Source organism: Methyloglobulus sp. (assembly GCF_040079455.1).
In the GTDB taxonomy this organism is placed as follows: Bacteria; Pseudomonadota; Gammaproteobacteria; order Methylococcales; family Methylomonadaceae; genus Methyloglobulus.
Genome location: NZ_JBEBKJ010000004.1, coordinates 80,518 through 93,305 on the forward strand (window position 1 = coordinate 80,518; position 12,788 = coordinate 93,305).

The following is a 12,788-nucleotide window of genomic DNA, read 5'->3' on the forward strand; positions in this document are numbered from 1 at the left end:
CATCCCAGATTTGTCAGCGAAAGCAAAGGCCAAGTCTCGTTTGACCTTCTAGCAATCAATTGCTTAGCGCAACTGATTTTGTTAGCACATCCAGCACTACTTGTAGCAAAAACGCTCAGTATTATCGCTCGCTCCGGCGATTATCCGTTTTCGCTTTGCTCTCCACGGGGAATAACGACTGCTTGATGCGGTCGAAAAAATAGCCGATAAAGCCGATCATCACCACAGCAAAGAGTACTCGGCTGATAAGTAAAACCTGCGTTAGCGGGATTTCTGAATTTTCTCCAGCCACTATTTTTACGGAATCTACAACTCGGTTAAAGCCGGTTGCGTTCTCAAGAAATTGATTGTTCATTTTGCTTCCCTCAATCTACGTTAACGGAATGGATCATTTTCTACACGGTACGACTTAAAAAGAGTGCGTCCTTGCACAACATAAAATCCATTTGTTTTTAGGAGGTACACGCATAATGTAGAAGAATTGCCTACTTTATACCGTGAACTACTCGCGATTTCTATGAATTATTACCAGTTTTAGATGGTAATAATTCCGTTTAATTATCCTCATAATTTCTTTGAGTTCAATAATCGGTTAAAAAAAGGGTAATTTTAATCTCTCCTGATAGACCAGAGCCATAACCAACCTGGTGTTCGGTGAATGGGGACAGGTATTTGGCGATGCCAAAATGACAACGGCTTTGTTAGATCGTATTACTCACCACTGTGACATCCTGGAAACAGGAAATAAGTCTTATCGGCTTAAACAACGGATAAAGGAACTGAAAACGGAATAGTCCAAAAATCAAACTACACAGCGTTCGACGCTGTTAACGGATACTTTTAATGGATACTTTTCGAAGCTGATTGGCGCACCACTGGTGTTAATTATAGGGAATCTCTAAAAATTCAAAAAGCTCCTTCTCCCTCTGGGAGAAGGTCGGGATGAGGGTAATAAAATCAAGCAATTATATCCCTCACCCTAGCCCTCTCCCAGAGGGAGAGGGGACTATTAGAGATTCCCTATAGTTTTGTTTATCGCTAATTAAGATACAACTTAACCGGGTTTTACGTTCCATTGCTCCCTAAACCCCAGGTAGCATGTCCATCAATCTGCGGCCAAGCCGTCAACACGGCTTTGACAACCGTAGCGAGAGGGATAGCCAAAAACACGCCCCAAAACCCCCACAGCCCACCAAAAAACAAGATGGCAATAATGATGGCGATAGCATGTAAATTGACCGCTTCAGAAAATAATACCGGCACCAAAACCACACCGTCTAATGCCTGGATGACTGAATAAGCGATAACTATATACATAAAGCGGTCGTCACCCAAACCCCACTGAAAATAGGCGACCAGGAGTACAGGGAAAGTTACCAAAGTCGCGCCGATGTAAGGAATTATTACCGATAAGCCCATCAAAACCGACAACAACATGGCGTAATTCAACCCCATGGTTTCATAAGTTATATAGCTGACCACCCACAAAATGAAAATTTCGGCAAATTTTCCACGTACGTAATTGGCGATTTGTATTTCAATCTCTTCCCAAACTCTTACGCTTAGATGCCTGTCCCGTGGCAAGTACTGCAACACCCAGCCTACCAAAACGTTTTTATCTTTTAAAAAGAAAAACACCATCATGGGCACCAAAAATAAGTACACCAACGCACTAGCCAAGCCTACTACCGATGCCGCCGAAATTGTCAGCACGTTTTGTCCGTAAACTAGCAATTCCTTTTGCAGGGTAAACATGATTTCTTGGATTTTATTTTCATTAATAAACTGTGGATATTTTTCCGGCAAACGCATGATTTGCGTTTGCATTCTGCTGATGAAAGCAGGTATATGTTGAACTAATTCGACGGCCTGCTGCGTAATGATGGGCATCAAATAAAATAAAAGGAAAACCAAGCCCGCCATGAAACCCGAAAACACAAGGCCAACGGCAACTAATCGTGGCAAACCCATGTTTTCAATCCTGTCTACCAATCCTTCCAAAAAATAAGCCAAGACGACTGACACGTAAACCGGCTTTAACAAATCGGACAAGAAATAAATCAGCATAAAGCTGACCAACAGAATAATAGCGAGTGAAAAAGCCTGTGAATTGGGCAAAAAACGGTTAAACCGTTCTTTCAAAAATCGCGAGCTGACAAAATAGGGGTCGGTATTCATTTATGCCCAGTTAATAATGCTTTTACTGGCTTACATTCTAACTCCAATAAACCGCTTATACCTATGAAAACTGCTACTTACTTAATGTTCTGACCTTGATATTTAATTCGATAAAAGGACAGCACCGGTATTTCTCATCGTAGGACATCAATAAAAAGGCACGATTGATAAGTGCGCAATAGTTAAAGATGTATTCAGACAATATCGAATGCGTGTAATCGAAGCTTAACGCGGGTTCGTCGGTATGAATGACGAGGATATATCTCTCATAAGGTCCACCTTTGATATTTGTGGAGGCATCCTTCACTTCAAGGCGTTGACTGATTGATTTTACAAGCTTTATTTCGTTCCATTGTGCCGGTTGTGCAGAATCTCCATTTTTATGCGCCATAATTGCCACAGGATCGACCAACTCTGTCACTTCAATACCTAACCTGCCGCCTTCAAACAGCATCGCTTCGCAATCCGGCGGATCATTGCCCTGCCCTCGTGCGACAAGGGAGTTAAAAAACCCAGCGTCGGCTTTCTCCAGCGACTCTTTTAGAGAATCCACGATAGCCCATTCTTCAAGCTGTCGATCTACTGGCCAAGCAAAGAAATCACTGTAGCCGCGCTTTTTTTGCTTGGCTTGCACTTTCTTAGCTTGATTTAGGGATTGAGCCGTGTTTTTCTCATCCGAGTCATTATTATCCATTTTTAGAGCCTATGTAGATGCGAGTTTTCTACTCCAGCATAACAAATATTAAATACCATTAAATCAATAAGCTGAATAAGAAATTGTGGGATTTTAGCGAATATCATAATACAACTTGCTTAAAACTCTTAGACCCATTAATACTTTTCCACAGGCATCAATCTCTGTTAGGTAATGGGTTAAACCTGCTATTTTGCATGAATATCAATTCCAAATTCGACCTTATTGATCAACAACCCGATGACAGTATCATGCATTACGACCGATTTCGAAAAGCAAATCGTTTCTCGAGTTAATCGCTTTATCCACGTCCATAGATTCAAGTTTTTACGTTCTATCTTCTGGGTATTCTGCTTGCCAACCTCATGCTTTTCGGTGTCCAAATCGCGCTCGTAGGCATCCAAGTCATCCATTAATACAACAAACTACAGGTTTAGCCCATTACCAATTCAAAAACCCCTCTCCTGAAGTGAGTAGGTTGGGATGATGGGATTTTTAGGGATTCCACCACTCCTGTTATCCTGCCAAACACCATAATATTGGGACTTAATACGGTTTGCTTTATAATCACAAGTAACGCAAGCTGCGCTTATTCATTTGAATTAAGAGGATCTCTAAAAATTCAAAAAGCTCTTTCTCCCTCTGGGTACAAGTATCTGCCCCTTCTCCTTCACGGGAGATGGGATTTTTAGAGATCCCCTTAATACATTTCCGCCACACGGATTTAACTACTTAGGTTAAGCAATGACATCGACACCGCTCCCCATACAAGATTACGCATTACTCAGCGATGAGGAATGCGATGCGAAGATTACTGCCGCCAAAGCAAAGTTAGGTAAGCGCTGCGTCATCTTAGGACACCATTACCAGCGCGATGAAGTGTTCAAGCACGCCGATTATGTCGGTGATTCCTTGCAATTATCGCGTGATGCCGCTGCTGCTGAAGCCGAATTTATCGTGTTTTGCGGTGTGCATTTCATGGCGGAAGTCTCCAACATCCTAACTCGTCCCGAACAAATTACCATCTTGCCTGACTTGGCGGCCGGTTGCTCGATGGCGGATATGGCTAATCTGGTCAAAGTCAAGAAATGTTGGGCAGAATTAGGGCAAGTGATTGATGTCGACAATGAAGTCACGCCCGTGACTTACATTAATTCCGCCGCCGACCTGAAAGCGTTTTGCGGTGAGCATGAAGGTATTGTCTGCACGTCATCCAACGCACAAAAAATCCTGGAATGGAGTTTTGCCAACCGCCCGAAAGTGCTGTTTTTCCCCGACCAGCATTTAGGACGAAATACCGGCTACCGCATGGGCATTCCTTTGGATCAATTGGCACTGTGGGATTTTAACAAGCCGATGGGTGGTTTAACCGAAGAGCAAATCAGGAACGCCAAAATCTTCCTTTGGGGCGGATTCTGTTCGGTACACCAAATGTTCAAGCCGGAGCAGATCGACAACTTCCTGGCGAAATATCCAGAAACCAAGGTCATCGCCCATCCAGAAGCGCCTTTTGAAGTCTGCCAGAAAGCCGAATACATAGGCTCGACCACCAGCATCTTACGCACCATCCGCGAAGCCGAACCTAATACCCGCTGGCTGGTGGCAACGGAATTAAACTTGGTCAACCGTCTGCATGAAGAATGCAAAAAAGACGGCAAAAACGTCCACTTCATGTCACCCACCTTGTGCATGTGTTCGACCATGTTCCGTACCGACCCGCAGCATCTGGCGTGGGTGATGGATAATCTTGCTAACGGTCATGTGATTAACCAGATTGTGGTGGATAAGGACGATGCATGGTTAGCCAAGAAGGCGTTGGATAATATGTTGGCGATACATTAAAAGGGAGTTGGATTTAAATAGGAACGATAGGTTTTAAGGTGTGTTTGTGGTTTGTTGCTAACAAAATAACTACTAAGATAATGAAAATTAGTACTGATTAACCATAATTTGCACCATTATTTTATAATTGTTTTACACCTAAAAAGGTGTTTACTATATGTTGGGCATAACTTCACGCTCCTATGCCTTGCGTTTCCTTAATTTGGAGCGGTGGAGAATTAAAAATGGCACAAATGCTTCTTACGGCAACTGTCTTGTTGTTGCTTTCCGGTTGCGCGACAACAGCAAATAATACTTCTACCTCGAATACTTCTGCTCAAACAAGCAACAAAGCCGAGGGGAAAATATCAATGGCTATTGGCCGTGAAATTGGCAATTTTAAAATCACCAATTCACAGGCAGTAGAAGCACCGGCAGGTTATGACGGAATGCAGTACACAGTTAAAACTGATGATGGGTCTACCTTTAAATGTGAGATTTTAGAACCGTCTGGGTTTGGTAAAGTTGCGACTTGGGGTATGGCAAGCGGTGCAGACGCTATGTGTACTGATTTTACCAGGGGATCGAGTGACATAGGAAAAACGAACAATGCAAGCTGCAATGCATTGCTACGAGCTGCTGGCAAATGCTGAAGAAATGTTCAACATAACGCTCAAGCCGATCCGGTTCTGCTACGTTCCACTGGTCTGCTTAGCTTCACGTTAGCCCGGTAGGATGCGGTGAGGTACGAACCGCATCTTTCGTGTTTCGCGATTGAAGTGGTTCACTACTTTGTTCACCACATCCTACGTTGCTCGGTAAGCTTGTTTACTTAGAGACGCTAAACTTTGGACTGGCCTTTAGTAAGCTTATGTTCTGTGCAGCCTGGCTCTTAGCAGTAGGATGGTTGCTGTAAGTTATTTTTCCATCCGCATTTACCGATTTGTAGAGGCTTTTTGCGAAGGCATCTGGTGCTAATAAGCTACCGAATACAAACACGGCAATGGTCGCGGCAAGATTCCAATTTAAGTTAATTCGTTTGTTCATTGATGTTCCAAAAATAGATAGGGTTGATAAAGTAAATGTACTGCCGACAAATTAAAATGGTCTGGCTAATCACAGTTTCGCTATTATTACTTATTAAATCATTGTTAACCGATTGTTATTTCAGTTCTGTGAAGTACTGCTTATTTATAATTTATATGCACAAATGCAAGGCTTTGTCGGTCAATCCAGAAAATTAACAGCCAAAGGACTTTCGATGGCCATTACAAAACGAATTATCTTGGTTTTTATCGTCCTGGTTTCATGTGTGGCTTGCGACCAAACGACCAAGTCCGTCGCCCAATCGTTTCTATCCGAAACTGAAGTGTGGTCGTTTCTGGGCGATACGGTTCGGCTACAACTTGCCCATAACCAAGGGGCATTTTTAGGCTTCGGAGCCTCACTGCCAGAAGGTTTTCGCGCAGGTATTTTCTCGGTTGGCGTAGGTGCATTGTTGCTGGTTTTGCTTGGATTTACTTTATTTTACAAATCGGCCTCAACCTTAGAGATTCTGGCTTTTAGCCTTCTGCTTGCTGGCGGTATGGGTAATCTGATTGACCGCATGATGTGTGGTTATGTGATTGATTTTATGAATATCGGAATAGGTTCTTTACGTACAGGCATTTTCAACGTTGCAGATATTGCCGTTAGCGTCGGGGTGCTTGTTCTAATTGCAGATTCGCTATATGAGCGAAAAGAAAGAGTTTAATTAAACATCGCCGCACAATCCTTCGACGAGATCGACGAATGGCAAACTGTTCAAAGTGTTCGTGGTGGGTTTGTCGAACGATGAGCGTACACTTCGTATGAGCAAGCTCAAATTTTCCCTGAATCTAAAAAAACATGGCACAACCCAAGCAAACAACCTCTGAAAAATTCATTCTGGTATTCAGTTTGTTGGGTATTTGCGCGTATCTGGTTTTGCGCTTTGGCTTAAAGATAGAGGACGAAATCTATACGGTGGCGCTCAATGCTTCTTTAGCTTCAGCAGTTGCCAACGTCTATCAAGGACAGCTTAGTTTTCCTGTTTCTTTGGTACAAATGCCGCTGTATCTTGTATTAATCCTGGGCGGAATCCCTCTGGTTTTACAGATTATCAAGAAATTTCTGCTAGGCGATTTTGGTGCCGATTTGCTCGCTGGCGTATCAATTGTCACCTCCGTGTTGCTGGGCGAGAATCTTGCCGGAAGTTTAGTGATATTAATGCTTTCCAGTGGCGTGGTACTGGAAACCTACGCGGTAAGAAAAGCGTCTTCGGTACTAGAAGCATTAGCTAAGCGTATGCCATCTATTGCCCATAAACAATCGGATGAGGGCGTTTTGGATATTCCCACCGAGCAAGTCAATATTGGTGATACCTTATTGATACTCCCGCATGAACTTTGTCCTGTGGATGGCACGGTGCTGGAAGGGGTTGGTACGATGGATGAGTCCTATCTGACTGGCGAGCCTTATATGATGTCTAAAACCAGCGGTTCACAAGTGATGTCGGGGGCTATTAACGGGGATTCGGCATTGACAATTTGTGCAGATAAACTGGCGGTCGATTCGCGCTATGCAAAAATCACGGAAGTCATGCGTGCTTCTGAACAGCACCGTCCTCAGCTCAGACGCTTAGGTGACCAACTTGGTGCGTTGTACACACCTTTGGCTTTGCTTATTGCCATTGCCAGTTGGTGGTATTACGGTGATGTGGTGCGATTTTTGGCGGTGTTGGTGATTGCCACGCCCTGTCCTTTGTTAATTGGTATTCCGGTCGTGATTATTAGTTCTATCTCATTGGCGGCAAAGCGCGAAATTATCATCAAGAATCCGGCTATCCTGGAAACCATAGGACAGTGTCGGACTGCGATTTTCGATAAAACAGGCACGCTCACTTATGGTCGTCCGTCCCTGACTAAACTGATTCCTGCCAGTTCCTATGATGAAAAAACCGTGCTGACGTTAATCGCCAGCTTGGAACGCTATTCACGGCATCCGCTCTCCAGCTCGATTGTTAAGGCAGCAGAAAAAGCAGGTTTATTACTACTTGGTGTTGTTAATATTAAAGAGTTAGCTGGAGATGGCGTGATAGGTGAGGTGGCGGGAAAAAAAGTCCAAGTGACTAGCCGTAAAAAAATTCTGGAATACCAACCGGATATTGCAAGCCAGTTGCCGCCCGTTAGTGGCGGTTTGGAATGTGTAGCGCTGATTGACGGTAACTATGCTGCAATGCTGCAATTTAGGGATGAAGTGCGTTCCGATAGTTCGTCGTTCATCAATCACTTGATACCTAATCATGCGTTTGACCGGGTGATGATCGTGTCAGGCGACAGAGAATCTGAAGTGCGCTATCTTGCCGAACAAGTCGGCATCAAGCATGTGTTTTTTAGCCAAAGCCCAGAGCAAAAGCTGGAAATCGTTCGCACCGAAACCAAAGCTGCAAAAACCGTCTATCTGGGCGACGGCATCAACGATGCACCCGCGCTGACCGCCGCAACCATCGGCATTGCGTTCGGACAGAACAGCGATATTACCGGAGAATCCGCCGATGCGGTCATCATGGATAGTTCGTTGCTGAAAGTGGATGAGCTTTTCCATATCGGCGAACGTATGCGTAGAATTGCCCTGCAAAGCGCAATAGGCGGCATGGCGTTGAGTTTAATAGGAATGGGTTTTGCTGGCTTGGGCTATTTGTCGCCAGTCGCTGGGGCAATTACCCAGGAAGTAATTGATGTAATTGCGATTTTGAATGCGTTTAGGGCGGCGATTCCGCCGAAAACACTTTCAGATTATTAGACAGATGAATATGTTTGACATTATTTTACCGGTTATTTATTTTTGTATTAGCCTCTTATGTTTCTTTTTGGGGCTGAAAGGGCAAAAGACGGGGACGCTTATTTTCAAACTTGGGACGAAAGGAACAGGATTGGAAAATAACGTATCACTTATACGAGTCCAGATCATCGCCACATTTTTTCTCAGTATTGTTATGTTCTTGTTTTCGACAGCATACACCTACATTATCTTCACTAAGACGCACGGCAATTAATGATGTTTAACATTAATAAACGCATGAACCAGCCCATTTTAAGCTGGGGTAAGTAGAATAAACTCAATAAGTTAACCCCCTCATCCCAGCCTTCTCCCTCAAGGGAGAAGGAGCTTATTGAATTTTTAGGCGTTCACTTAAAAGCAATCTGCAAACTAAATAACTTATTTATAAACCACCATGTTGCGAATCACCGAACTCAAACTCCCCCTAAACCACCCAGAAAGCGCAATCAAATCGACCATCCTAGTTAAGCTAGGTATAACCGAAGCAGACCTTATAACTTATAAAGTATTCCGCCGCGCCCATGATGCCCGTAAAAAGAATGACATCCACCTCATCTATACGATTGATTTAGAAACTAAAGATGAGAAAGGCATCTTATTACGCTTAAAAGATGATCCGAAAATTACAATAACACCCGATACATCTTATCGCTTTGTCACCCAAGCACCGAAAAATCTTTTAACAAGACCAATTGTAATTGGCACTGGGCCTTGCGGTTTATTTGCGGGATTAATCCTAGCGCAAATGGGATTTTGCCCGATCATCCTTGAACGGGGTAAAGAGGTACGGGAACGCACTAAAGACACCTTCGGCCTTTGGCGAAAACGGCAATTCAACCCCGAATCCAATGTGCAATTTGGTGAAGGCGGCGCGGGTACATTTTCCGACGGCAAGCTGTACACGCAAATCAAAGATCCCAACCACTATGGGCGGAAAGTGCTGACAGAATTCGTCAAAGCGGGTGCGCCTGCCGAAATACTAACCGTTAGCAAGCCCCATATCGGTACTTATAAGCTGGTGACGGTGGTGGAACAAATGCGCGCTAAGATTGAATTGCTGGGCGGTGAAATCCGCTTTCAAAGCCGTGTAGATAAAATCCAGATTGAAAACAATCAAGTTCAGAGCGTTACCCTTACTAATGGCGAAACCATCGCTAGCAATCACATCGTGCTTGCCGTCGGACATAGCGCACGAGATACCTTCAAAATGCTTTATGAATCGGGCGTGTACATTGAAGCTAAACCCTTTTCTGTGGGTTTTCGGATCGAACATCCACAATCTTTGATTGATGCTTGCCGTTTTGGTAACAATGCCGGTGACCCGATATTAGGCGCGGCCGACTACAAACTGGTGCATCATTGCAAAAATGGCCGTTCGGTTTACAGTTTTTGTATGTGTCCGGGCGGAACGGTGGTGGCCGCCACTTCCGAGGCCGAACACGTGGTCACCAACGGCATGAGCCAATATTCCCGGAATGAACGCAACGCCAATAGCGGTATTGTTGTTGGTATAACGCCGGATGATTATCCTGGACATCCGCTGGCAGGAATTGATTACCAGCGACGATTGGAAGCCCATGCTTACATACTCGGCGGCAAAACTTACTCGGCTCCAGGGCAATTAGTGGGCGATTTTCTGGCTAATACCCCCTCAACTTCCTCCGGTAAAGTGCTGCCTTCTTATTTACCTGATGTCCATCTATGCAACCTGGATTCAGCCCTGCCTGATTACGCGATTGAAGCAATCCGCGAAGCTATCCCTGCATTCGACAAAAAAATTCCTGGCTTTGCCATGCCCGATGCGGTGTTGACGGGTGTTGAAACCCGAACTTCATCGCCTATCCGCATCAAACGCAATGAACATTACCAAAGTATTAATACCAAAGGGCTTTATCCGGCGGGAGAAGGCGCTGGTTATGCAGGGGGAATCCTGTCTGCTGCGGTGGATGGCATCAAAGTAGCTGAGGCTTTGGCGCTTGATATGATCCGTATAAAGTAAAACAATGTATTCGCGATATTTATCGACTGTCCTGAACGAAACTAAAGCGTTTGTCAGACTCATTTTGCATTGCAATGACGCTAACTATTTACTCAATAATTAAATAGGACTAAAATAGTACTCAATTACTTGGAGCAGTGTATGTTACGGTTAAGCAAGCTAACTGATTACGCAACAGTCATATTAAGCCACATTGCAAAAGAAAGCGACCAAACCCATTCCGCCATGGGCGTGGCTGAGGCCACTGGGATTGCTTTGCCGACTGTCAGCAAGGTCTTAAAAATATTGGTTAATGCCAATGTGTTGGTGTCAACACGTGGAATAAAAGGTGGCTATGCCCTGGCTAGGCCGCCAGAAAATATTTCCGTAGCGGAAGTCATCAGTGCGTTAGAAGGGCCAATTGCCTTGACTGAATGCAGTATTTCCCACGAAGGTTGTGAACAGGCATCTGGCTGCGGTATTAGCGGCAATTGGAGCTTAATCAACAAAGCCATACAAAATGCCCTGGAAGCGGTAACGCTGGCAGATATGATTAAGCCAGTTAATCTACCACCCCAAGAATTTATGATTCCGGTTTCCAGTATCTACCGTCCAATTTGAGAGCCAGTTATGTCTGCAAGTACTCAAGAAATAAATAACCTGATTAACCAAACGTATAAGCAAGGTTTCGTTACTGAACTCGAGACTGATACGTTTCCCGTTGGCTTGGATGAGACGGTTATCCATAAACTATCGAAAGTCAAAAATGAACCGGAATTCATGCTGGAATACCGGTTGAAAGCGTTCCGCCATTGGCAAACCATGAAGTCGCCTGATTGGGCGCAATTGAATATCGAGCCAATTGATTATCAGGCCATCAGCTATTATTCCGCACCGAAACGCAAGGAAGACGGCCCGAAAAGCCTGGATGAGATCGATCCTGAAGTTTTGGCGGCTTATAAAAAATTGGGCATTCCTTTAGATGAACAGGAAAAGTTGGCTGGCATTGCCGTTGATGCCGTTTTTGATAGTGTGTCCGTTGCGACCACGTTCAAAGGCAAATTAAAAGATGCCGGGGTTATTTTCTGCCCGATTTCCGAAGCCTTGCGCGACCATCCCGACTTAATCAAACAGTATTTAAGTTCGGTCGTGCCAACAGGCGATAACTTTTTTGCGGCATTGAATTCCGCCGTATTTACCGACGGCTCGTTTGTGTATATTCCCAAAGGCGTGCGCTGCCCGATGGAATTGTCCACCTATTTCCGCATCAACGCCGCCAATACCGGACAATTCGAGCGCACCTTGATTATTGCCGATGAAGGCAGTCATGTGTCTTACCTTGAAGGCTGCACCGCGCCGATGCGCGATGAAAACCAGCTTCATGCGGCGGTTGTTGAATTGATCGCATTAAAAGACGCGACTATCAAATATTCAACCGTGCAAAACTGGTATCCCGGTGACAAAGAAGGCAAGGGCGGTATTTATAACTTCGTCACCAAACGTGCCGATTGCCGGGGTGATAACGCCAAAGTGTCGTGGACGCAGGTGGAAACCGGTTCCGCCATCACTTGGAAATACCCCAGTTGCATCCTGACCGGCGACAACACCATCGGTGAGTTTTATTCCGTGGCCGTTACCAACAACAGGCAACAAGCCGACACCGGCACCAAGATGATCCACATCGGCAAAAATACCCGCAGCACGATTGTGTCCAAAGGCATCAGCGCAGGCAAGGCGCAAAACACCTATCGCGGCTTGGTAAAGGTGTTGAAAAGTGCCGAAAATGCCCGTAACTACACCCAGTGCGATTCCTTATTGGTCGGTGATAAATGCGGCGCACATACCTTTCCGTATGTCGAAGTCAAACAGCCGTCCGCACAAGTCGAACACGAAGCGACCACCTCCAAAATCAGCGAAGACCAATTGTTTTTCTGCCAGCAACGCGGCTTATCGGCAGAAGATGCAGTCTCGATGATCGTCAACGGCTTCTGCAAAGAAGTCTTTAAAGAATTGCCGATGGAGTTTGCGGTAGAGGCACAGGCGTTGTTGGGGTTGAGTTTGGAAGGGTCGGTTGGGTAGTGTTTTTTGTAAAATTATTTCATGTAGCATGTAAACTAACTTCTTGTTGAAAAGTTAAAACATCATAATTTGTATGGAAAGATTATTTAAGTTAGACCCGTTCATAGACGAGCTTAAAGAAATTAGTCAGTGTACAAATGAATTTGAACTTATGGAGTCTCTAAATCTTCCTAATGC

Annotated in this window: 12 protein-coding genes and 1 pseudogene; 8 read left to right on the forward strand and 5 right to left on the reverse strand. The window is 44.6% G+C overall.

Annotated features, from left to right (window positions below; genetic code table 11):
* Positions 1 to 121: 121 nt before the first annotated feature.
* Complete coding sequence (locus ABL924_RS02060; RefSeq protein ID WP_349025400.1) at positions 122 to 355, reverse strand: hypothetical protein; 234 nt, start codon at positions 353 to 355, stop codon at positions 122 to 124.
* Between the two features lie 283 nt (positions 356 to 638).
* On the opposite strand from ABL924_RS02060, the pseudogene ABL924_RS02065 reads away from it, so the two are divergent.
* A pseudogene (locus ABL924_RS02065) lies at positions 639 to 794 on the forward strand (ATP-binding protein); the annotation flags it as partial.
* Between the two features lie 271 nt (positions 795 to 1,065).
* Here the strand turns inward: ABL924_RS02065 and ABL924_RS02070 are convergent.
* The 3 genes from ABL924_RS02070 to ABL924_RS02080 all read right to left on the reverse strand — a co-directional run bounded on the left by ABL924_RS02070 (position 1,066) and on the right by ABL924_RS02080 (position 3,285).
* The gene (locus ABL924_RS02070) at positions 1,066 to 2,178 is read right to left on the reverse strand and encodes an AI-2E family transporter (protein WP_349025401.1); all 1,113 of its coding nucleotides are present in this window, start codon (positions 2,176 to 2,178) and stop codon (positions 1,066 to 1,068) included.
* 73 nt (positions 2,179 to 2,251) lie between these two features.
* The gene (locus ABL924_RS02075) at positions 2,252 to 2,872 is read right to left on the reverse strand and encodes a hypothetical protein (RefSeq protein ID WP_349025402.1); all 621 of its coding nucleotides are present in this window, start codon (positions 2,870 to 2,872) and stop codon (positions 2,252 to 2,254) included.
* 188 nt (positions 2,873 to 3,060) lie between these two features.
* The gene (locus ABL924_RS02080) at positions 3,061 to 3,285 is read right to left on the reverse strand and encodes an IS1 family transposase (protein ID WP_349025403.1); all 225 of its coding nucleotides are present in this window, start codon (positions 3,283 to 3,285) and stop codon (positions 3,061 to 3,063) included.
* 331 nt (positions 3,286 to 3,616) lie between these two features.
* On the opposite strand from ABL924_RS02080, the gene nadA reads away from it, so the two are divergent.
* Together nadA and ABL924_RS02090 are read left to right on the forward strand one after the other, a co-directional pair.
* Positions 3,617 to 4,714 carry a quinolinate synthase NadA gene (gene nadA, locus ABL924_RS02085; RefSeq protein WP_349025404.1) on the forward strand — a complete coding sequence of 366 codons (1,098 nt, stop codon included), beginning with the start codon at positions 3,617 to 3,619 and terminating at the stop codon, positions 4,712 to 4,714.
* A 224-nt stretch (positions 4,715 to 4,938) separates the two neighbouring features.
* The gene (locus ABL924_RS02090; protein WP_349025405.1) at positions 4,939 to 5,346 is read left to right on the forward strand and encodes a hypothetical protein; all 408 of its coding nucleotides are present in this window, start codon (positions 4,939 to 4,941) and stop codon (positions 5,344 to 5,346) included.
* Between the two features lie 175 nt (positions 5,347 to 5,521).
* On the opposite strand, the gene ABL924_RS02095 is transcribed toward ABL924_RS02090, so the two are convergent.
* Complete coding sequence (locus tag ABL924_RS02095) at positions 5,522 to 5,740, reverse strand: DUF4124 domain-containing protein (protein WP_349025406.1); 219 nt, start codon at positions 5,738 to 5,740, stop codon at positions 5,522 to 5,524.
* A gap of 214 nt (positions 5,741 to 5,954) precedes the next feature.
* Here ABL924_RS02095 and lspA point away from each other — a divergent pair, with 214 nt between their 5' ends.
* From lspA to sufB, 5 genes are all read left to right on the forward strand, one after another.
* Positions 5,955 to 6,446 carry a signal peptidase II gene (gene lspA, locus ABL924_RS02100; protein WP_349025407.1) on the forward strand — a complete coding sequence of 164 codons (492 nt, stop codon included), beginning with the start codon at positions 5,955 to 5,957 and terminating at the stop codon, positions 6,444 to 6,446.
* A gap of 134 nt (positions 6,447 to 6,580) precedes the next feature.
* The gene (locus ABL924_RS02105) at positions 6,581 to 8,515 is read left to right on the forward strand and encodes a heavy metal translocating P-type ATPase (RefSeq protein WP_349025408.1); all 1,935 of its coding nucleotides are present in this window, start codon (positions 6,581 to 6,583) and stop codon (positions 8,513 to 8,515) included.
* 433 nt (positions 8,516 to 8,948) lie between these two features.
* Positions 8,949 to 10,553 carry an NAD(P)/FAD-dependent oxidoreductase gene (locus ABL924_RS02110; protein WP_349025409.1) on the forward strand — a complete coding sequence of 535 codons (1,605 nt, stop codon included), beginning with the start codon at positions 8,949 to 8,951 and terminating at the stop codon, positions 10,551 to 10,553.
* 141 nt (positions 10,554 to 10,694) lie between these two features.
* On the forward strand, positions 10,695 to 11,153 hold the full coding sequence (locus ABL924_RS02115; RefSeq protein ID WP_349025410.1) for an SUF system Fe-S cluster assembly regulator: 459 nt from the start codon (positions 10,695 to 10,697) through the stop codon (positions 11,151 to 11,153).
* Between the two features lie 9 nt (positions 11,154 to 11,162).
* Positions 11,163 to 12,611, forward strand: coding sequence for a Fe-S cluster assembly protein SufB (gene sufB, locus ABL924_RS02120; protein WP_349025411.1), 1,449 nt, complete (start codon positions 11,163 to 11,165; stop codon positions 12,609 to 12,611).
* Positions 12,612 to 12,788: the final 177 nt, after the last annotated feature.